Raw genomic sequence first — 20,578 nt, forward strand, 5'->3', positions numbered from 1 at the left:
GCTGGATAATCCTCCGATGCTCGACCTGGACCGCATCGATCTCCGGCTGCTGAAGATCCTTCAGGAAGACGGCCGCATCACCAACCTCAAGCTGGCCGAGGCGGTGGCGCTCTCGCCCACCGCGGTGCTGGCGCGGGTGCAGCGGCTCACACGCGACGGCTTCATCCAGGGCTACGAGGCGCGGCTCGATCCGCACAAGCTGGGCCGCGGCTTCACCGTCTTCGTCGAGGTGCTGCTCGACCGCACCACGCCCAACGTGTTCGACCAGTTCAAGGCTGCCGTGCAGGTGCGCGACGAGATCATGGAATGCCACATGGTCGCGGGCGGCTTCGACTACCTGCTCAAGACCCGCATGGCCGACATGGCCGCCTACCGCGAGTTCGCCGGCACCGTGCTGTGGCAACTGCCCGGCGTGCGCGAGACGCGGACCTATGCGGTGATGGAAGAAGTGAAGAACAGCGCGCGGCTGCCGCTGGGGGTCTGACGCACGAAGAGGCGATCAGGCTGGCCTGGCGTAGGTGCGCCCGCCGAAGATCGCCGTGCCGACGCGCACCATCGTGCTGCCCGCGCTGATGGCGGCCTCGAGGTCCGCGCTCATGCCGAGCGACAACGTGTCCAGCGCGATGCCCGCGTCGCGGATCGACTGGTACACGGCATGCGCGCGCAGGCACAGATCGCGCTGCGCTTCGAAGCCGGCGGCCGGCTCGGGAATCGCCATGAGCCCGCGCAGCCGAAGTTGTGGCAAAGCCGCCACAGCGCGCGCCAGCGCCAGCGCCTCTTCCGGAGGCACACCGGACTTGTTGGCACCGCCGTCCACATTAACCTGAAGGCATACATCCAGCGGCGGCAGGTGCGCCGGCCGCTGGGCCGAAAGACGCTCCGCGATCTTCAATCTGTCGATGCTGTGGACCCAGTCGAAGTGCTCGGCCACCGGCCGCGTCTTGTTGCTCTGAAGCGGCCCGATGCAGTGCCATTCGAGGGAAGAACGCAGGTCGGCGAGGGCTTCGATCTTGTCCAGCCCTTCCTGCACGTAGTTCTCGCCGAAGGCCGACTGGCCCGCCGCGTGCGCCTCGCGCACCGCCTCGGGGCCGAAGGTCTTGGACACCGCCAGCAACCGCACTTCCGACGGGTCACGGCCGGCCGTTACACATGCCTTCGCGATCCGGTTGTTTACTTGCTGGAGGTCGTCGCCAATCATCGTCATAATCGTCCAAAATCGTATCAAAACGTCACGAAACCCGAGCCGAGGAGCCCCGTGGACATCACCCAATTGCTGGCGTTCAGCGTCAAGAACAAAGCCTCCGATCTGCACCTTTCCGCGGGCCTGCCGCCCATGATCCGCGTCAACGGCGACGTGCGCCGCATCAACGTCGACGCGCTCGACCACAAGGGCGTGCACGCCATGGTGTACGACATCATGAGCGACACGCACCGCAAGCACTACGAAGAGTTCCTGGAGGTCGACTTCTCCTTCGAGATCGACGGCCTCGCGCGCTTCCGCGTGAACGCCTTCAACCAGGCGCGCGGCGCGGCCGCCGTGTTCCGGACCATTCCATCGAAGATCCTCACGCTCGAGCAGCTCAATGCGCCGAAGATTTTCGGCGAACTGGCGCTCAAGCCGCGCGGGCTGGTGCTGGTGACGGGCCCCACGGGCTCGGGCAAGTCGACCACGCTGGCCGCGATGATCAACTACCTCAACGAGAACGAGTACGGCCACATCCTCACAGTGGAGGACCCGATCGAATTCGTGCACGAGTCGAAGAAGTGCCTGATCAACCAGCGCGAAGTGGGGCCGATGACGCTGTCGTTCTCCAACGCCCTACGCTCCGCGCTGCGCGAAGACCCCGACGCCATCCTGGTGGGCGAGCTGCGCGACCTGGAAACCATCCGCCTGGCCATGACCGCCGCCGAAACGGGCCACCTGGTGTTCGGCACGCTGCACACCTCGTCGGCCGCCAAGACCATCGACCGGATCATCGACGTGTTCCCCGGCGAAGAGAAGGAAATGATCCGCGCGATGCTCTCGGAGTCGCTGCAGGCCGTGATCTCGCAGACGCTGTGCAAGACCAAGGATGGCCAGGGCCGCGTGGCGGCGCACGAGATCATGCTGGGCACGCCGGCCATCCGGAACCTGATCCGCGAGGCCAAGGTGGCGCAGATGTACTCCACCATCCAGACCGGCCAGGGCTCGGGCATGCAGACGCTCGACCAGAACCTGACGGAACTGGTGCGCCGCAATACCATCTCGGCAGCAGAGGCCCGCGGCAAGGCCAAGATCCCAGAGAATTTCCCAGGCTAGTCATGAGGCCCCCCGGCTTTTCACTTCGCTGCGCTGCGTGTAACTCCACCCCCAAAGGGGGAGGCGCGGCCGCCTTGGGGCGGCCCGGCGGTCGGCCGCCAACGGGTTCAATCTAAACAGATCAAGGAGCGCTCTCATGGAACGCGATCAAGCCAGCCAGTTCATCAACGACCTGCTCAAGCTCATGGTGAGCCGCAACGGCAGCGACCTGTTCATCACGGCCGACTTTCCGCCGGCCATCAAGGTCGACGGCAAGGTCACCAAGGTTTCGCAGCAGGCGCTGGGCGCGCCGCACACGCTGGCGCTCACCCGCTCGATCATGAACGACCGCCAGACGGCCGAATTCGAGCGCACCAAGGAATGCAACTTCGCGATCTCGCCGACCGGCATCGGCCGCTTCCGCGTGAACGCCTTCGTGCAGCAGGGCAAGGTCGGCATGGTGCTGCGGACCATTCCCGCCAAGCTGCCGACCATCGACGGCCTGGGCATGCCGCAGGTGCTGAAGGACGTGTCGATGACCAAGCGCGGCCTGTGCATCCTGGTGGGTGCCACGGGCTCGGGCAAGTCGACCACGCTGGCGGCGATGATCGACTGGCGCAACGAGAACTCGTTCGGCCACATCGTGACGGTGGAAGACCCGGTCGAATTCGTGCATCCGCACAAGAACTGCGTGGTGACGCAGCGCGAGGTGGGCATCGACACCGACAGCTGGGAGGCCGCGCTGAAGAACACGCTGCGCCAGGCGCCCGACGTGATCCTGATGGGCGAAATCCGCGACCGCGAGACCATGGAACACGCCGTGGCCTTCGCCGAAACGGGCCACCTGTGCATGGCAACGCTGCACGCCAACAGCGCCAACCAGGCGCTGGACCGGATCATCAACTTCTTCCCCGAAGAGCGCCGCGCCCAGCTGCTGATGGACCTGTCGCTGAACCTGCGTTCGCTGGTGTCGCAGCGGCTGGTGCCGACGGAAGACGGCCTGGGCCGCGTGGCCGCGGTCGAAGTGCTGCTGAACACGCCGCTGATTTCCGACCTGATCTTCAAGGGCGAGGTGGGCGAGATCAAGGAGATCATGCGCAAGAGCCGCAACCTGGGCATGCAGACCTTCGACCAGGCGCTGTTCGACCTGTTCGAGAGCCACTCGATCAGCTTCGAGGACGCCATCCGCAACGCCGACTCGGCCAACGACCTGCGCCTGCAGATCAAGCTCAACAGCCAGCGTGCGCGCAGCACCGACCTGGCCGCGGGCACGGAGCACTTCGCGATCGTCTGATCGGATCAGTCGATCGTCCGCTGCCACGCGGCGAACACGCCGGCAGCCAGCGCAATCACAGCCATCGCGGTGAAGCCGTCGAGCGAGGCCATGAACGTGGCCTGCTGCTCCAGCGTTCGGTAGAGCGTGCCGAGCGCCATCGCATGCGCCTCGCCGGCCGCGTGGCCCGTCGCTGCGAAGCCGCGGGTCAATGAATCCAGCGCCTGCATGAAGCTCGCGTTCGCGGCGTTGGCCGATTCGCTCAGCCGCACCTCGTGCAGCGCCAGCCGGTGCTGCTGGAGCGCGATCACGGTCGAGGTCGCGAACGAGATCGCCAGCTGGCGCACGAGGTTCTTCAGGCGGTAGCCGTGCGCGAACTCCTCCGCCGCGAAAGGCTTGAAGGTGAGGTTCGCCACCGGCAGCACGACGAACAGCATCAGCAGCCCGCGCAGCAGCAGCGGCACCAGCAGTGCCTCGCGCCCGGCCTGCGGCGTGACGCGCGACAGCAGCCACGCCGCCAGCGCCGCGATGCCGAAACCGACGACGATCAGCCACTTCTTGCGCGCCAGCCGCGCCGAGTACTTCAGGTAGACGAAGACCAGCAGCCCGGTCGCGAACGAGGCCGCACCCGTGAAGTAGCCGGTGTTGCCCACGGTGAAGCCCAGGCCGCCCTCCATCATCCGCGGCAGCAGGTAGCTGAAGCCCGTCGAGAGGTAGTAGTAGACGACGTAGAGCGCCAGCCCGACGCGGAACGACGCGTTGCGCAGCGCATGCAGCCGCACCAGTGGCGCGGGATGCTGCCACTGCTGCCAGCCGAACCACGCGAGCCCTGCGACGCCAGCGATGGCCAGGCCGATGAGCGCGGGCGAGCCGGCGAAGAGCTCGAAGTGCGAGCGCGTCAGCACCACCTGCAGCGCGGCCTGCGCGAGCGCGAACACCATGTAGGCGATGTAGTGCGGCTCGGTGCGCTCGTGCGGCTCGACGTCGCCGATGTCGGGCAGCGTCCAGAGCACGAGCAGGCCGATCAGCGCCGCGGCCGGCGCGGTACTCGCGAACAGCCAGCGCCAGTCGAAGTTGGCGACCAGGAAGGCGCCCGCGATGGGTGCCAGCGCACCGCCGAAGACGATCAGCACCATGAACGCCTTCAGCGCCTTGGCGCGGCGCGCGGGCGGAATGCCGATCTGGATCAGGATGCGGCAGGCGCCCAGCATCGGCCCGACGAAGTAGCCCTGCAGGGCCCGCGCGGCCGTGAGCTGCATCGAGCTGTCGCACAGCGCCGCGCCCACGCCGCCCGCGGCGAAGGCGAACATGCAGACGGCCAGGTAGCGCCGGTAGCCCAGCCGCTCGATCCATGCGTGCTGCTGCAGGATGCCGAGCACGGCGCCCAGCGCATAGGCGCTCGAGGCCCACACGAGCTCGTCGGGCGAGGCGTTCACGCCGCCGGCGATGTAGCTGGCGAAGAAGGCGAAGAGCGCGTTGTCGAAATAGTCGATGGCCGTGACGAGGCCGATGGCCCAGGGCAGCAGCGCGACCGCGGCACTGCTGCCGCGCGAAGGCCATGCCAGGGCCGTCGTGCTCATGATGCGGGCCGTTCCTTGCGGCGCTGCTCGAGCGCCTCTTCCACCGGCTCGCCGGCGAGGCGGCGCTCCACGTAGTCGAGGTCGCGCTTGAGCTGCGCCTGCAGCGCGGCGGCTTCCTTGAGCTCGCGACGGACCTGCGCCACGCGCGCGTCGAGCGTCGCCAGCTGCCCGGTGAGAGTTTCGCGCAGCGTCTTGAGCGAGGCATTCGACAGCCGCGGACGCCCGCCTTCGGCCGGCGCCTCCATCGGCTGCTGAAGCATCGCGGTGATGGCCGTGAGCGAGAAACCCAGCGAGCGCATGCGCAGCACGCGCGCCAGCTTGTCGAGATCGGCCTGCTCGTACAGGCGGTAGCCGCCCTCGCTGCGCACCGGCACCACGATGCCCAGTTCCTCGTAGTACTTGAGCGTGCGCGGCGTGACGTCGAGCCGGGCCGCGGCGTCGCGCACCGTGATGGTCCTGGCGGGGTTCTGGTCGGTCATGATGGGGCGATTTTACCCAAACCTGTACGTTCACGTATATGTTAGGCGCATCCCACCTGCGACGGAATGGCTTTAAGCTGTCGCCCCATGAGCAGCATCAACCCCCGCACCTACGAATCCGTTCCCGCACAGACAGTGGCCTTCCTCGGCCTCGGCGTCATGGGCGGCCCGATGGCCGGCCACCTGGCAAAGGCCGGCCACAGCGTCACGGTCTACAACCGCACGGCTGCCAAGGCGCAGGCCTGGGCCGACGAATTCGGCCCGCCCGGCCGCCATGCCGCCACGCCGCGCGAAGCGGTCGCGGGCGCCGACATCGTGTTCAGCTGCGTCGGCAACGACGACGACCTGCGCTCGGTGGTGCTGGGCGACGACGGCGCCTTCGCCGGCATGAAGAAGGGTGCCGTGCTGGTCGACCACACGACCGCCTCGGCCGACGTGGCGCGCGAGCTTTCCAGGGCGGCCCAGGCGCTGGGCCTGCACTTCATCGACGCACCCGTCTCGGGCGGCCAGGCCGGAGCGCAGAACGGCGCGCTCACGGTGATGTGCGGCGGCGACGCGGCGGTGTTCGAACGCATCAAGCCGGTGGCCATGGCCTTCTCGCGCGCGGTCACGCTGCTGGGCGAGAGCGGCGCCGGCCAGCTCGCGAAGATGGTCAACCAGATCGCCATTGCGGGCCTGGTGCAGGGCCTGTCGGAAGCCATCGCCTTCGGCCAACGCGCCGGACTCGACATGGAAGCCGTGCTGGGCGTCATCAGCAAGGGCGCTGCCCAGAGCTGGCAGATGGAGAACCGCGGCAAGACCATGATCGAAGGCAAGTTCGACTACGGCTTCGCCGTCGACTGGATGCGCAAGGACCTGGGCCTGGTGCTCGACGAAGCCAAGCGCAACGGCGCGCGCGTGCCGGTGACGGCGCTGGTCGACCAGTTCTATGCCGACGTGCAGCAGGCCGGCGGGCGGCGCTGGGATACCTCGAGCCTCATCACGCGGCTCAAGTGACCAGCCAGGTGACGCCATGAAAAAAGCCCGCTGACGCGGGCTTTTCTGTTTTGGCTCGCCGGCCGGCTCTTCAGCGCACCGGCGAAGTCGTCACCCCGCTCGAGGACGGCGTCGACGTGGACGAGCCCGAACCGGGCAGCGGCTCCATCGGCGGCAGCGGCACGCGCGAGGTGGAGGAAGACGACGACGGCGTGGAGGGCGTAGCCGAAGTCACCGGCGCCGGCCCCGCGCCGCCGCGCTGCGCGGCGGCCTGGTTCGCCGCCTGGCTTGCCGCCAGGTCGGCCTCGCTCACGACCTCGACCACGCGCACCACCTTGACCACGCCAGACACGCCGCGCGTGATCTCGGTGGCGCGATCGGTCTCGCGGCGCGTGGCGATGCCCATCAGGTAGACCACGCCGCGCTCGGTCACCACCTTGAAGGAATTGGCGAAGATGTCCTTGGCGTCGAGCAGGGAAGCCTTCACCTTGCCGGTGATGTAGAGGTCGTTCGAGCGGTCCTGGAAGGTGCTGGAGGAGCCGACGGTCAGTTCGTTGACCACCGAGCGCACGTTCACGATGCGGCTGACTTCGTCCTCGACGCGGCGGCGGTCGGCGTCGCTGCCCACGGCGCCCGTCAGCAGCACCTGGCGGTTGTAGCTGGTGACGCTCACGTACATCTGGTCGTTGGCGATGTCGCGCACGCGGGCCGCCGCGCGCAGCTCGATGCCCTGGTCGTCCAGTTGCGCGCCCGAGCTGCGGCGGTCGGTGGCCACCATGCCCACGCCCACCACGGCCGCGCCACCCACGACGAGCGGCACGCAGGCGGAAAGACCCGTGACCAGTGCGGCGCCCAGGGTCAGGGCGAGAGCGAAACGTTGGGTCGATGTCGTCGTCATGGTCGTCATGGTCATGAGGAAACTTCCTGTTCTCCGAGTAACTGGGCGTCCACGCCGTCGCACAGGCAATGCAGCGCGATCTGGTGGATCTCGTGGATGCGAGCCGCACGCTCGTGCGGCACGCTGATCTGAACGTCGGTCTCGCGCAGCGCGCGGCCGATGGAGCCGCCCGCCCCCGACGCGGCATTGCCGAGCAGCGCGACCACGGTCATGTCGCGCTCGTGCGCCGCGGTCACGGCGGCCAGCACCGAAGCCGATTGGCCGCTGATGCTCAAGGCCAGCAGCACGTCGCCGGCCTGGCCGAGCGCACGGACCTGGCGGGCGAAGCGGTCGGCATCCACGGCTTCCGCGCCGTCGGCACCGGGGTCGGTGGCGTCGCCGGGCAGCGCGATGGCGCCGAGCTCTGGCCTCTCGCGTTCGAAGCGGCCCACGAACTGCGCGGCGAACTGGGCCGCCAGCAGGCCCGACACGCCGGCTCCGCAGGCGAGCACCTTGCCGCCGCTGGTCACGCACGCCAGGATGGCCTGCATCGCTTGAGAGATGGGTTTGCTGAGGACCGGTCCGGTCTGGTATTTGAGGTCGGCACTGTCGATGAAGTGCTGCTGAATCCGTTGCTCGAGCATGAGGCGGGATGATAACTGCGGGTTGTGAAACAAGACGTTTGAGTTGTGGAGCCTTGGTCAGCGCTTCGGTTCCCGTGCGAGGGCATGACGAGAGGCATCAGCCCGCGTCGAAAGCCCCTTGCAGCCAGGTGATTTTCTCCTCGACCAGCACCACATCGAAACGGCACGGCGGAAGCGTGCGCAGCCGGCTCAGGTAGTGCTGCGCGGCGAGCACGATGCGCCGCTGCTTCGCTCCGGTGATGCTGCCGCCTGCCCCGCCGTGCGCGCCGGTGCTGCGCTGGCGGACCTCCACGAACACAAGCGTGCCCGCGGGCGAAGGGCGCGGATCGCGCATGATCAGGTCGATCTCGCCGCCGCCGCGCCCGGGCGTCCGATAATTGCGGGCGAGCAGCACGAGGCCGGCGTCCTGCAGGTGGTCGAGCGCGGCGTCTTCCGCCGCATCGCCCCGATGCTTCGTCGTGGTGTCGGTCTTCATGGCCCTCCCTGTCTGCGGCCTGCTTGCGATCTCTTTTTCTGACTTCTTGTTCGTTCCGACGGAGAAACCCCTTGGCTTCACTCGCCCCTGCTTCTTTCGGCGCCGCCCTCGCGGCCGCGCACGACGCCGCGGGTGCGCAGCATTATCCGCAGGGCACGCTCTACGTCGTCGCCACGCCCATCGGCAACCTGGCCGACATCACGCTGCGTGCGCTGCACGTGCTGCAGCTGGTGGACGCCATCGCCTGCGAGGACACGCGCCACACGCAGGCCCTGCTGCGCGCCTACGGCGTCGACCGCCCCGGCTCCCGGCTGCTGGCGGTGCACCAGCACAACGAGGCCGAGGCCGCGCAGGCCGTGGTTGCGCGGCTCGCGCAGGGCGAGCGCATCGCCTACGTCAGCGACGCCGGCACGCCCGGCGTAAGCGACCCCGGCGCACGCCTTGCGGCCGCCGTGCGCGCCGCGGGGCAGCGCGTGCTGCCGCTGCCGGGCGCCAGCAGCGTGACCACGCTCATCGGCGCCGCGGGGCTGGTGGCCGACGGCGGCGGTGACGGCAATGCCAGCAGCAGCGCTTTCGTCTTCGCTGGATTCCTGCCGAGCAAGTCGGGCGAGCGCGACACGGCCGTGCAGGTGCTGTCGCAGGAGCCGCGCGCGGTGGTGCTGCTGGAGGCCCCGCACCGCATCGAAAACCTCGCGCGCGCGCTGTCCACGCTGGGCGAGCGCCGCGTCACCGTGGGCCGCGAACTCACCAAGCAGTTCGAGGAAATCGCCACCGTCGCGGCCAGCGCATTGCCCGACTGGTTCGGCGCCGACCGCGACCGCACGCGCGGCGAGTTCGCGCTGGTGCTGCACCCCGTGGCCGTGAGCGGCGACGGCGGCGCGGAAGGCGAGCGCGTACTGCGCCTGCTGCTGGCCGAACTGCCTGTGAAGACGGCCGTGAAGCTCGCGGCCGAAATCAGCGGCGCCCCGCGCAACACGCTGTACGACACGGCCTTGCGCATCCGCAACGAGGCTGAGCAAGACTAGCCCGGCGGAAGAAAAGGAAACTCCGGCGGCACCGCCGCGGTCAGCCAGACCCCGTTTTCCGCACGATGGAAGACATGGCCCGCCGCATGCATGCGGCCCGTATCCACCCTGAGCACATGCGCCTTGCCATGGCGTTGCCCAACCAGCACCGCAGTGGCTTCGTCCGCTGACAGATGCACGTGCTGCCGCGATCCCGGCAGCAGGCCCTGGACACGAATGGACGCCAGGAAACGCGTGGCCGTGCCGTGGAAAAGCAGCGGCGGCGGAGCAATCGCCTCGAAGCTGCGGCTGACCTGCGGCGTGGAGTGGCCCTGCAGCGCACGAATGCTCAGCCCGTCTGTCGACAATTCGTAACGCTTCTTCGCGCCCGAGTCGACTGCCTGCAGGACATCCGCCGTCGTCAGGTCGCGCCCTGCTGCCACGGCTCCGGCCACCAGCGCTTCGATGCCGGCCCAGCCCTGCGCGTCGAGCCGCAGGCCGATGGACTCCGGCGCATGCCGCAGGACATAGGCGATGAACTTGCTGGCGTCTTCGGGCGTCATCGGGTCTTCCAGTGGTCGCCGTGTGCGAGCAGAGCGTCCATCAGCCGCTGCACGTGCGCGGTCGGTGGCCGGTCGGCTGCGTGGAACACGTGGTAGTCGAGCGACGGATAGCCCTGCAGCGGAATCGCCACCAGGCCATTGGGAATGTGGCAGCAGGCATTCACCACCGTGAGGCCGAAGCCCAGTTGTGCGAAGCGCAGCATCAGCTCCCAGCCGTTGGCTTCGAGCGATGGCAGCCACTGCACCGACTCGGCCTGCAGCAGACGGCCGAGCAACTCGCGATGCGGCCGCCCCGCCGGCGGCACGATCAGCTGCGCGCCCTTCAAGTCGCGCAGGCGCGCCGTCTTGCGCGAGGTCAGCGCGTGGCCTCGCGGCACGACCAGCACCTGCCCCACGGATGTCAACCGCACGGCACGCAGATCGGCGGGCACGGTGCCAAGCGGCGCGATGCCCAGCTGCGCCTGCCCCGAGCGCACTGCCCGGATCGATTCGTCGCGATCACGCGTGAGCAGCTGCAGGTGCGGCGACGCCCCCGCGCCCGAGAACCGCGACAGCGCCTTGCCCAGCAGGTAGAGGTATGCGCCCTCGCCGGCGGCCAGGGTGACGACCGGAGCGTCCTGCCCCTGGGCCAGGCCCTTCACGAAGCGTTGGTTGAACGCGAGCAGCTCCCGCGCATGCCTCGCAACCTGCTCGCCCGTGGCAGTGAGTTCGAGCGCACCGCCCACCCGCACGTAGAGCTTCGCGTCGATCTGTTCCGACAGCTTGCGCACCTTGGCGTGCAGCGCCGGCTGGCTGATGTGCAGCAGGCGCGCCGACTCGCTGAAGTTCAGCGTGTCGGCGAACACGGCGAACGACTGCAGTGCATCGAGGTTGGTGCGGGGGATGTCCATCTGGCTATCCATTCTATGGATAGCTCATCCAATAACAGTAGTTCCTGGTGATGAGCTTCATTTCTACGATCCGCCTGCTTCAAGACGAAAAGGAACAAGAAATGAAACACACATCTGCATCTACATCTGCACCCTCATCCCGACTCCCCCGGCTCGGCATCGACATCGGCCGCGTGCTGATCGCGGCCGAAGGCGCCGGCGGCGCGGACACATCCTTCATCGGCGGCTCGCTGCAGGACGCGCTGGACACACCGCCCTACGAAGGCATGTTCGAGGCTGTCGGCCCGTTGGTCGAGAAGTTCGAGGGCCGCGTGTGGCTGGTGTCGAAATGCGGGCCGAGCGTGCAGGCCAAGAGCCGTGCGTGGCTGCGGCATCACAGCTTCTTCGAGCGCACCGGCATCGCGCCCGCGAACCTTCGCTTCTGCCTGCAGCGGCCGCAAAAGGCCGACCACTGCCGCGAGCTGCGGATCACGCACTTCATCGACGACCGCAGCGACGTGCTGCACCACCTCGAAGGCATGGTGCCTCACCGGTACCTCTTCGGCCCGCAGCGCAAGCCGGTGACGGTCGCAGGATTGGTGTTGCTGCCGGCGTGGAAGGACGCGGCCGCCCTCGTCAACTGACCGGCAAGCTCGGAGAGCTAGCCGTCCAGCTCGGCGTAGCGCCTGAAGATGCCGTCTTCGTTGAACGCGATGCGGCGAGGACTCTGGAGGTAGTCGCGCACGCGCTGGCGGCGCTTGACATTGGCATGCAGCTTCTCGACCGCGGGCGTGGCGACCAGCGCCCGCGCCGAAGCTTTTGGAAATGCGTAACGCAATCCGTCCACCAGCTGGAACAGCGACAGGTCGGCGTAGGTCAGCGTGTCGCCCACCAGATGCTGGCTGCCCGCGGGATTGCGCTGCAACACGCATTCGAACCAGTCGAGGAACTTCGGGATGCGCTCTTCACGAAAAGCTCTTGCGCGCAGCATGGCCGCATCGCGCTGGTCTTCGTAATAGGCGCCGACCGAGATCGGATGGTGCGTGTCGTGCGCCTCTGCCACCGCATCGGCGATGGTGAGCTGCAGCTGGTGCGTCCACAGCCCGTCCGATTCGCCCACGCCCGAGAGGCCGAGCCTGGGGCCCAGGTACAGCAGGATCGCGGCGGTTTGTCCGACCACGATGTCGCCGTCGACGAGGAACGGCGGCGCGAACGCCGGGCGCGCACTGTCGGGGTCACCCAGCCGCTCACCCAAGGCGGACTCGCCTCCGCCTTCGGCCTCGGGCAACCGCGCCACGTCGACGTAGTCCGCGCCGGCCGCTTCGAGCGCGAGCCGCACGAATTCACCGCGGCCCTGGATGGTGGGCCAGTAATGGAGTTGGTAGGGCATGCGGGGATGGTGGCATAGGTGTGGGCGCGCGGGCAATCATGAACACTTCATCGCTCGAATCGCCTCCCTCAAGGAGCTCGCGTAATTGGTGGAAGAAGCGAGCAGAAGGCGCGCTCGACCTCTTCCCTGCTCGCAGACGCCTTCAGCGCGCGCGGGTAGGTTTTGATCCTTCTTGCTCCAACAGTGAAGCTCATCATGCGGAAAGTTCTTTCTCCGTCATAAAAAACAATTCCATCCAATCCGTCGCGTACGTTGGCCTCCGGAACCCTGAACGAGCGCAATGCATGGCTCAACGCGGAGAACGACTCACTGTCTCGTTCGGTGAAAACCTTTCTGAGCAAGTCGTCAGGTATTTTCAAGCGACGACCATTTAAATACAGCATTGAATCATTATTTTTCCATCGAATGTCGCAGTCAGAATCAATGCGGTCGCTATTCGCAAATTTAATTATTTTCTCCGAAATCTCTTGACTCTCCACCCCTCCTCCCAGACTGCCCCATCCAATAAAATGATCACTCCTAAATCCAGCAAAAGAGTCAACGGGAATTAGAAAAAACACCGTAAAGAAAAAAGCGCTCTCAATTCTTCGCAAAAGAAAAAATACCTTCATATAAAACCCTCAATCAGTTTTTGTTTCCGGCTTCTTCCTCTTTGGTCGAGGAGGAACACCAATAACCCCGTTCAGTGCATCAACATCCATTGAACTCAAACCAGAGTTGGCAAGATCTTTTTTAGCCTGCTCGTGATAAGAAACAGGAACGAAATATCTCAAATAACTCGGACTTTTTACTATTTTTCGACGCTTCCTTCCGCTCTTTTCAATCACCTCCACCATCTTCTCCGGTTCCATGTTGAATGGGGAAAATTGAATTCGATCTTCTTGATTTCCACCGAGCAAGATCAAATTTCCTTTTCCTTCCTTTCCGTATGCAAAACCAACGTGATAGCCGTGCCCATTTTTTCGTGTGGCAATCGCAATTGCCCCATATATCGGCTGACCCAACTCCACAAACAAAGGGTTTCTTATATTCTTCTCCTCATCCATTTCATAAAAACCATGTGCTCTACCGAGCGTGGCACGCCGATCCCGAAACCCCACGTTATCTACTGGATAACCTGCCTTCAACAAGCACCAATTAGCAAACGCGGCGCACCAAGCTCTTCGAGAAAGAAATTTCGAGCCATCTCCTATTTCGACGTGATAGTCGATCTCCTTCTCCAGTACGTCTTCTCCTTTGCCGTATCTAAGTTTTGCTTCAGCAATGGCGATAGCCATCCAGGGTGCACGGTCCGGCATTGCATTGATCAACGCCAGAACCTTCCCCGTTCCCTCCTTCGATCGCTCCGAATCCGATGACCTGATTCCAGACAAAACAGGCGGTGGTGCGGGAGCAGAAACACGTACGCGCTTCGGCGGAGCTCCCGGGCTCGCCGGTGCACTCACAGGCGGGGGCTTGGCGGCCAAGGACGGAGGATTCGATGACCTGCCGTCCGGCTTTGCCTTGCCGCTCCCGGTAATCAGCAGCACCTCCCCGGGGTAGATCCTGTCGCGGTCGAGTCCGCTTGCCTCCTTGATGCCGGCAACGCTGGTGCGATAAAGCTTCGCGATCTTCCAAAGACTGTCCCCCGGCTGCACCACGTAGCTCATGGGCTTCCTCTGCCCCACCGTCGAACTGTTGACCTTCTCCGATCCGGCAACGCCCTTCCATCTCCTGAACTTCGCCAGAAGATTGAAATCCTTCCCGACGTCGCCCTCGATGATTCCGACCACCACGGCCTTCTTGCTCTTCGGCTCCGCCACCTTGACGTGCACGGCCGATTTGTCGGCCGGATGAATCACTGGAGGAAATCGCCCCGTGGCGTCGGACTTGACCGTTTCCTCCTTGCCTCCTCTTTGCAGAATGATCTCGGCATCGGGCAAAGGCTGGCTGCCGTCGGTCGCGTTGATCCTGCTCACGGCGACCCAGGTTTCCTTTCTGGTCTCGGCGTTGGCGTGATACCCCTCGATCTCCGCGATGCTGTTCACTATCTTTTCGAGTTCGGCATCGCTGCACTCGCCGATCTTTCTGCTGGCCGGAATGCCGCTCGTCTTGAGCAGATCGCGCGCATATTTTTCCGTGTCGTTTTCCTTCTTCGGGGCGTAGACAGGAATGGCTTCCGGGATCGTCCTGTCGCCGTGCAGTCGCTTCAGGTTCGCCTTCAGTTCCTCTCGCCCCGCATCTTCATCGGGGAAGATCAGGAAGGTCCGGCCCGATCTGGTCGTGGCGAATCCGACGTAGCCCTTTGCCTTTCTGGGCGCGGGCACACCGTCGACCATCCGGGCGGTCAGATCGCCGGGGTTGTTGATGCGCCATGGCAGCGTTCCGCCCGAGCGCAGCAGGTGTCGGCCGTCTTCGCAGATGAACTCGGCGACTTCGATGTTGGGGTGGTAGGTAGCGGATATCAGCTTGGGCATGCTTGGTCTCTCGCGCTCAGGCCAGGCTGCTCAGATGAGCTTCGACTGCCGACTCGGGGAGGAAGTGACTGAAGGCCGAGGCACCTCCCGGCGGGGCATATCTCGAGCTTTCGGCATCGGGCGATTCATCGTCCTCACGGACCTCGTCGCCTTCGTCGTTGTCCGGACTGGCCTGCCGCGCGTGGATCGTCGGCACGGGCGCCCAGTCCCACGCCTCCTCGCCCACGACCAGCACCGCCTCGTCGGGCGTCTCGAAGCTGATCCTGGGGAGCCGCCCGTCGTCGGGAATCACGCCCTCCGCCTTGATTTCCTGTTTCTCGCCGAGGATCCTGTAGGGCAGTCCTGCCATCTCCATGTGCTTGAAGACTTCGTCGCTGCCAAGCGGCGCGAAACGGACGCTGTACTTGTCGTCATGGCTAACGCCCTGCATGCGCAGCCGCTTGGCCATGTCCATCGGCCCCGCATAGCTGTGGGTAGCGGCGTGTTCGCGCCAGAGGCCTCTGGTTCCATGCACGATGCCCGAGGCGTTCCACTTGCTGAAGCTGCCGCCTCCGTTGATCAGGATCTCCTCCTTCGCGGTGATGGCGATCCGGTCGGCTTCGAGCTTGATCTCCAGCCTGGCCAGCAGGTTGATGCTGTTCTGCAGAGCGACGATGTCGATGCCCGCGGTGGCGGCCGTCAGGCGGATGGCCTTGTACGCGAAGAGGCGCGCGGCCTCCCTGACGCTCACCAGGAAGCTCCTGCCCGCGCTGATGCTCGTATGGCCGCCGCTGCTCAGGGCGTTGTGCGTGATGCTGGCAATGTGGGTGGCGCCCGCCGCGGCGCTCTGGATGCCGGCCGCGCTGGCGAGCACGAGGTGAGGCTCGTCGAGTTCCGGAAACGCCTCCTGCCGCGAGCCTCCGCTCCTTCCCTTGATCGCATCGTTCTGCTCCTTGAGTGCCGTCGTGACAGCATCCTGGTCGCCCGCTTCGTGCGCCCTGGCCTCCTGCGCGGTCTGGCTCTGACGCTCGTGCAGATCGCGCGCGGCCGTCAGGCGGGCGACGGTTTCGCCGAGGTCGGTGATATGCGCCTGCGCGCCGGGCCGAGCCTCGGTGGTGAGCAGCAGCCCCTTTGCGGCGCGCACCGCCGCATGGCCGTCGGTGCGCAGTTCGGCTCCCTCGCCCCGGTCATCCTTGCGGCCCGACGTGTCGTCGATGCGGCCGATGTGGCCGAGGCTCAGGCTGCTGCTGAGGTGGTCGCTCTTGAGCTGGGCCTGGAGCTTGCCATGATGGTCGTCCAGAGCCAGATGATTGCCCCGCGCTCCGCCCGCACGGCCCGAACCGTCGCTTGCGTCCAGCTCGCGGCTGCGGATGCCCGACAGATTCTTCTGGTCGGGCAGGCGCCACGCAGGCATGTTCTCGGCATTGAACACGCGGCCGGTGATGATGGGGCAGTCCGGATCACCGCTCAGGAAATCGACGACCACTTCCTGCCCGATGCGAGGCAGCGCAGCAGCACCGAAGGTCTCGCCTGCCCAGGCCATGGACACGCGCACCCAGCAACTGGAGTTCTCGTCGTGTCGGCCGAGGCGATCCCAGTGGAACTGGACCTTGACACGGCCGTACTGGTCGACCCATATCTCTTCGTTCTTCGGGCCGACCACGATGGCGGTCTGCGGACCGCGCGTTCGAGGCTTCGGCGTGGTGCGCGGCGGTCGCCATGCATGGCTGACGGGCTGCGCTTCGAAGCAGAAGCACTGAATCGAGCCTTCGCCCGCGTTGGCGCCTTCGCTGGCCTGGAGGTTTTCCTGCAGCTCGTAGTCGACGCTGGTCAGCAGGTATTTCTGGTTCTGGTCGTCCCTGGGATGACTCGCCAGCTGGAAGGTGTAGCCCGGCGCGAGCTCGCGTCTGTTGGAACGCCCGCTCGCGGTGCAGCGTCCGCTCAGCTGCTCTTCGGTCCGGATGCGCGTGCAGGTCTCGCCGTCGTCGTACTCCCGGTAGCCGCCGGGCCATTCGTAGAGCTCGAAGTCGTCGTGCGCATGGCCGGCGCGCAGTTGCCGCCGGCTGGAAAGATCCGCCCTTGGCTTGAGCGGGTCGAACTCGTTGGTGAAGTGAAGGCCCGATCGGATTTCTTCCCCGGTTTTCCATTCGTAGATGCGCTCGCTCGGGCTCGATCCCCCTCCGGTCATGCCCGCCTTCTCCAGGGGATGGAAGCGCACGACGTCGCCTCCCGGCAGCGGATCGTGCGAGCTCGCGATGTCGTCCGCGAACACAAGCACATGCCGCTGCGCCTCGTGCCTGAAGTAGTAGCAGATGCCCTCGAGTTCGCACAGGCGCGAGACGTACGAGAAATCGCTCTCGTGATACTGCACGCAGTAGTCCCGGACGCGGTAGTCGCGGCCCAGTCTTTTCTCCATGGGGTAGCCATAGCCGCCGAGCACGTCGGCCACGATTTCCGGCACGGTCTTGTTCTGGAAGATGCGGAAGTCGCTTCGACGCGTGGCAAGCCACAGCCACGGGCGCAGCCTCATCCGATAGAAGGAATGGCGGGCGTCCTCCCCGGTCAGGCCGAAGGATGCGACGACGCCGCCCAGATGGCGCGTATCGCCGCTCTCCGTCCGCACCTCCACGGTGGCGGGCTTGCCGAGCAGCATCCGGGGATCGACGCCGTTGCTGCTGCCCAGCAGATCGATCTCGAAGGCATAGAGCTGGCTCAACGCTTCGTGGCCGGCCAGCCGGTGGAACTGCAGCGCCTCCCCCATCGGCGTTCGAATGGTGACGCGGCGTGTCATCGCACCGCCGAAGACGCAGGAATGCACGACCGGCGAACGTGCCGGCGCGTGCCATCGAAGATGGACATGGATCCTCCCTGAAATCGCCGCTCTGATCGGCGGCATGTTTCGTCGGAGTATCCGAGCGGGCACGGTCTTCCATCTGACAACGACGAGATGGCTTGCCGATTCGTGAACGAATGCGCGTGCCGGCCGCGCGCCCCGTCGCTGCCCGACAGCGGAGGTGTCGAATGTTCACAGGTCGATGCCTGGGCTCACCGGGTTTCGCACGCTCGGGTGCGTCCCGCCGGCTTCCACTTCTTAATTACTTACTTCTCTTATTTAAAGATAGTAGTAGTAGATAAGGGTAAACCCGCGCTGTGGACAGCACCGTTTTTTCCTTGCGTGACAAGGACTTGCGGTTCCCGTACTACTGTGTGTGTGCCTGCTTCGGGACTGCTTCCGGAAATGGAACAACATCCTGGAAGTCGATCCGGCTGTGGATAAGGCATGACTTGTGCCGAAACTGTCCCCAGAGTTGTCTGATGCCGTGCGGACGCGCGATGTCTTCGAGCCTTCAAGGCCCTTCGGGAAATGCGCGGGAGAGGATCGGCTGCCGCCCTAGCGCGGGGGCGGTTGCGGTTTGCTTCGGGGAAAAACAAAAAAGCCGGACACATTTGAAATGTGTCCGGCTTGGTGTCTTGGTCCCGCCGCCAGGAATCGAACCTGGATCTCAGCCTTCGGAGGGCCGAATTCTATCCGTTGAAATACAGCGAGGAATCTGGGTCCGGCGTGCACCGGAGCCACGCATTATCGCCTATCAGGCGACAACGGTTTCGGTCTCGTCCACAACGGGTGCGCCCGGCAACGGCCGGACGAAGCCGAGGCCCGCCAGGTAGACCCTGAACGTGCGCCTTCCGGTGGGCACCAGGTCGAAGGCCTGGGGGTCGAGCAGCCAGTTCTGGATGAGCCCGCTGATCAGCGCATGCAGTCCCTGCGCCGCCACATGGCCCGGCACCGGCAGCTTGATGCGGCCGCGGCGCGCGGCCATGCGCAGGGCCTTCTCGAAGTCGCCGACGCAGGCGTTGCGGGCGTCGAGGTGGCGCTGCTGCACCGAGGCCATGTCGTGCGTGTATTCGACCTTGTGGGTCGCGATGTCGAACACGCGGCGCACCTGCGGGTCGGTGGTCATGAGGGTGAGCGCGTGCACCATGCCCTCCTCGATTTCCGCCAGTGGGTCGTCGACGCCGGGAGCGGTCGCCGCCGCCCTGGGCGAGGTCTCCAGCGGCAGGATGACGCGCTCCATCATCGCGTTGAAGAGATCGGCCTTGTCCTTGAAGTGCCAATAGATGGCGCCGCGCGTCGCGCCGGCCTGCTGCGCGATCTGCTGCAGCGTGGTCTGCGAGACGCCCTGCGCCTGAAACAGCAGCTCCGCGGCATCGAGCAACCGATGCCGCGTGGCCAATGCCTCTTCCTTCGTACGACGTGCCACCAAGTCTCCTGATTTGTAAAGACAACGCCCTCTATGTATCGTGGGGCCATTGCATGGCTGTCACTATACATCCATGAATGTATGTAAACTAGCCGGCTTCCCCGATGGCCGACCTGGCTGTACAGGTTTCCGGTTCGCACCGCGCGCCCGCCATCTCCCGTCTTCGCATCAAAGGAATCGCATGCCTCTCCTGCATGTTTCGCGCCAATCGTCCTTTTCGCCGCGCCTCGCGACCGTGGCCGCCGTCGTCCTGCTGGTCCTCGCGGGCTGCGGCAAGAGCGATGCGCCCGGAGGCCCGGGCGGCGGAGGCGGTGGCGGTGGCCACCCCGCGCCCGAAGTCGGCGTGGTCGTGGCCGCGCCGACCGACGTCGGCCTCGTCACCGAGCTGCCCGGCCGCCTCGAGGCCTCCCGCATCGCCCAGGTCCGCGCCCGCGCATCGGGCATCCTGCTGAAGCGCGAATTCCGCGAAGGCAGCGACGTGAAGGCCGGCCAGCTGCTGTTCCGCATCGACCCGGCGCCGCTGGTGGCCGCCACCCAGAACGCGCAGGCCACGCTGGCCCGCGCCGAAGCCAATGCCGTACAGGCCAAGGCCCTGGCCGACCGCTACAAGCCGCTGGTCGAGGCCAATGCGGTCAGCAAGCAGGAATACGCGACCGCCGTGGCCTCCGCCAAGCAGGCCGAGGCCGACGTGGCATCGGGCCGCGCAGCGCTGCAGACCGCCAAGATCAACCAGAGCTATGCCGACGTGACCTCGCCCATCGCGGGCCGCATCGGCCGCGCGCTCGTCACCGAGGGCGCGCTGGTGGGCCAGGGCGACGCCACCGAGCTGGCCGTGGTGCAGCAGATCAATCCGCTGTACGTGAACTTCACGCAGTCGGCCTCCGACGCGATGAAGCTGCGCCGCGCCGTGGCCGCCGGCCAGTACAAGCGCGCGAGCGGCGAGGAAGCCGCGACCATCCGCGTGGTGCTTGAAGACGGCACCGACTACCCGCTCGAAGGCAAGCTGCTGTTCTCCGACCTCACGGTCGACTCCACCACCGGCCAGGTCACGCTGCGCGCCGAAGTGCCCAACCCCAAGGGCGAGCTGCTGCCCGGCCTGTACGTGCGAGTGAAGCTCGAGCAGGCGCAGGCCACCAACGCGATCACGGTGCCGCAGCAGGCCGTCACGCGCACCCAGCAGGGCGACACCGTATCGGTGGTCGACAAGGACGGGAAGATCAGCCAGCGCAGCGTGAAGATCAGCGCCGCCAAGGACAACCAGTGGGTGGTGCTCGACGGCCTGAAGGCCGGCGAACAGGTGATGGTCGACGGCTTCCAGAAGCTGCAGATGATGCCGCCCGGCACGCCGGTGAAGGCAGTCCCGTGGACCAAGCCCAACCCGAACGGCGGCGCGGCCAAGCCCGCCGCCGAGGGAGCCGCGCCTGCGGCACCCGCCTCCGCCGAGAAGACCCCGGCCGAGAAGAAGTAATCAGGA

20 protein-coding genes and 1 tRNA gene are annotated in these 20,578 nt (G+C 65.9%); 7 read left to right on the forward strand and 14 right to left on the reverse strand.

Going from position 1 to position 20,578, the window contains the following annotated elements; all coding sequences use genetic code 11:
- The first annotated feature begins 16 nt into the window (after positions 1-16).
- Positions 17-484: an Lrp/AsnC ligand binding domain-containing protein gene (locus ABL840_RS35405; RefSeq protein WP_019657564.1), complete on the forward strand. Its 468-nt coding sequence runs from the start codon at positions 17-19 to the stop codon at positions 482-484.
- Positions 485-499: 15 nt separating this feature from the next.
- On the opposite strand, the gene ABL840_RS35410 is transcribed toward ABL840_RS35405, so the two are convergent.
- Positions 500-1,204, reverse strand: coding sequence for a YggS family pyridoxal phosphate-dependent enzyme (locus ABL840_RS35410; RefSeq protein ID WP_093306954.1), 705 nt, complete (start codon positions 1,202-1,204; stop codon positions 500-502).
- A 51-nt stretch (positions 1,205-1,255) separates the two neighbouring features.
- Here ABL840_RS35410 and ABL840_RS35415 point away from each other — a divergent pair, with 51 nt between their 5' ends.
- Both ABL840_RS35415 and ABL840_RS35420 read left to right on the forward strand, forming a co-directional pair.
- Positions 1,256-2,299: a type IV pilus twitching motility protein PilT gene (locus tag ABL840_RS35415; protein WP_093206426.1), complete on the forward strand. Its 1,044-nt coding sequence runs from the start codon at positions 1,256-1,258 to the stop codon at positions 2,297-2,299.
- A gap of 136 nt (positions 2,300-2,435) precedes the next feature.
- Positions 2,436-3,572 carry a PilT/PilU family type 4a pilus ATPase gene (locus ABL840_RS35420; protein ID WP_093206425.1) on the forward strand — a complete coding sequence of 379 codons (1,137 nt, stop codon included), beginning with the start codon at positions 2,436-2,438 and terminating at the stop codon, positions 3,570-3,572.
- A gap of 5 nt (positions 3,573-3,577) precedes the next feature.
- Here the strand turns inward: ABL840_RS35420 and ABL840_RS35425 are convergent, their stop codons facing one another.
- A complete protein-coding gene (locus tag ABL840_RS35425; protein WP_093306953.1) occupies positions 3,578-5,131 on the reverse strand; it encodes an MFS transporter in 1,554 nt (517 codons plus the stop codon).
- The gene (locus ABL840_RS35430; RefSeq protein WP_093306952.1) at positions 5,128-5,610 is read right to left on the reverse strand and encodes a MerR family transcriptional regulator; all 483 of its coding nucleotides are present in this window, start codon (positions 5,608-5,610) and stop codon (positions 5,128-5,130) included. The genes ABL840_RS35425 and ABL840_RS35430 overlap by 4 nt, the downstream gene beginning before the upstream one ends.
- Positions 5,611-5,697: 87 nt before the next feature.
- On the opposite strand from ABL840_RS35430, the gene ABL840_RS35435 reads away from it, so the two are divergent.
- Entirely contained in the window at positions 5,698-6,606 is a 909-nt protein-coding gene (locus tag ABL840_RS35435; protein ID WP_093306951.1) for an NAD(P)-dependent oxidoreductase, read from the forward strand.
- Positions 6,607-6,676: 70 nt separating this feature from the next.
- Here ABL840_RS35435 and ABL840_RS35440 read toward each other — a convergent pair whose 3' ends face one another.
- From ABL840_RS35440 to ABL840_RS35450, 3 genes are all read right to left on the reverse strand, one after another.
- Positions 6,677-7,498 carry a BON domain-containing protein gene (locus ABL840_RS35440; RefSeq protein ID WP_093306950.1) on the reverse strand — a complete coding sequence of 274 codons (822 nt, stop codon included), beginning with the start codon at positions 7,496-7,498 and terminating at the stop codon, positions 6,677-6,679.
- Positions 7,495-8,106, reverse strand: coding sequence for an SIS domain-containing protein (locus tag ABL840_RS35445; RefSeq protein ID WP_093306949.1), 612 nt, complete (start codon positions 8,104-8,106; stop codon positions 7,495-7,497). The genes ABL840_RS35440 and ABL840_RS35445 overlap by 4 nt, the downstream gene beginning before the upstream one ends.
- Positions 8,107-8,203: 97 nt before the next feature.
- On the reverse strand, positions 8,204-8,581 hold the full coding sequence (locus ABL840_RS35450; RefSeq protein ID WP_093306948.1) for a YraN family protein: 378 nt from the start codon (positions 8,579-8,581) through the stop codon (positions 8,204-8,206).
- Positions 8,582-8,652: 71 nt separating this feature from the next.
- Between ABL840_RS35450 and rsmI the strand changes: the two genes are divergently transcribed.
- Positions 8,653-9,606 (forward strand): 16S rRNA (cytidine(1402)-2'-O)-methyltransferase, encoded by a 954-nt coding sequence (rsmI, locus tag ABL840_RS35455; RefSeq protein WP_093306947.1) that lies wholly within the window; start codon positions 8,653-8,655, stop codon positions 9,604-9,606.
- On the opposite strand, the gene ABL840_RS35460 is transcribed toward rsmI, so the two are convergent.
- Complete coding sequence (locus ABL840_RS35460; RefSeq protein WP_093306946.1) at positions 9,603-10,148, reverse strand: RNA 2'-phosphotransferase; 546 nt, start codon at positions 10,146-10,148, stop codon at positions 9,603-9,605. The genes rsmI and ABL840_RS35460 overlap by 4 nt on opposite strands.
- On the reverse strand, positions 10,145-11,038 hold the full coding sequence (locus ABL840_RS35465; protein ID WP_176947616.1) for a LysR family transcriptional regulator: 894 nt from the start codon (positions 11,036-11,038) through the stop codon (positions 10,145-10,147). Before ABL840_RS35465 ends, ABL840_RS35460 begins: the two co-directional genes overlap by 4 nt.
- 101 nt (positions 11,039-11,139) lie before the next feature.
- Here ABL840_RS35465 and ABL840_RS35470 point away from each other — a divergent pair, with 101 nt between their 5' ends.
- Complete coding sequence (locus ABL840_RS35470; protein ID WP_093306944.1) at positions 11,140-11,661, forward strand: hypothetical protein; 522 nt, start codon at positions 11,140-11,142, stop codon at positions 11,659-11,661.
- A gap of 17 nt (positions 11,662-11,678) precedes the next feature.
- On the opposite strand, the gene ABL840_RS35475 is transcribed toward ABL840_RS35470, so the two are convergent.
- The 6 genes from ABL840_RS35475 to ABL840_RS35500 form a co-directional block, all read right to left on the reverse strand.
- Entirely contained in the window at positions 11,679-12,407 is a 729-nt protein-coding gene (locus tag ABL840_RS35475) for a glutathione S-transferase (protein WP_093306943.1), read from the reverse strand.
- Between the two features lie 68 nt (positions 12,408-12,475).
- Positions 12,476-13,018, reverse strand: coding sequence for a hypothetical protein (locus ABL840_RS35480; RefSeq protein WP_143043002.1), 543 nt, complete (start codon positions 13,016-13,018; stop codon positions 12,476-12,478).
- A 9-nt stretch (positions 13,019-13,027) separates the two neighbouring features.
- The gene (locus ABL840_RS35485; protein ID WP_093306942.1) at positions 13,028-14,863 is read right to left on the reverse strand and encodes a LysM peptidoglycan-binding domain-containing protein; all 1,836 of its coding nucleotides are present in this window, start codon (positions 14,861-14,863) and stop codon (positions 13,028-13,030) included.
- Positions 14,864-14,879: 16 nt separating this feature from the next.
- Positions 14,880-17,633: a type VI secretion system Vgr family protein gene (locus ABL840_RS35490; RefSeq protein WP_093307005.1), complete on the reverse strand. Its 2,754-nt coding sequence runs from the start codon at positions 17,631-17,633 to the stop codon at positions 14,880-14,882.
- Between the two features lie 681 nt (positions 17,634-18,314).
- Positions 18,315-18,389, reverse strand: a tRNA-Arg gene (locus ABL840_RS35495).
- 43 nt (positions 18,390-18,432) lie between these two features.
- On the reverse strand, positions 18,433-19,107 hold the full coding sequence (locus ABL840_RS35500) for a TetR family transcriptional regulator (RefSeq protein WP_093206412.1): 675 nt from the start codon (positions 19,105-19,107) through the stop codon (positions 18,433-18,435).
- Positions 19,108-19,285: 178 nt separating this feature from the next.
- Between ABL840_RS35500 and ABL840_RS35505 the strand changes: the two genes are divergently transcribed.
- A complete protein-coding gene (locus tag ABL840_RS35505) occupies positions 19,286-20,572 on the forward strand; it encodes an efflux RND transporter periplasmic adaptor subunit (RefSeq protein ID WP_093206411.1) in 1,287 nt (428 codons plus the stop codon).
- The last annotated feature ends 6 nt before the right edge of the window (positions 20,573-20,578 follow it).

This window comes from Variovorax sp. NFACC27 (assembly GCF_048301545.1).
Taxonomy (GTDB): domain Bacteria; phylum Pseudomonadota; class Gammaproteobacteria; order Burkholderiales; family Burkholderiaceae_C; genus Variovorax; species Variovorax gossypii.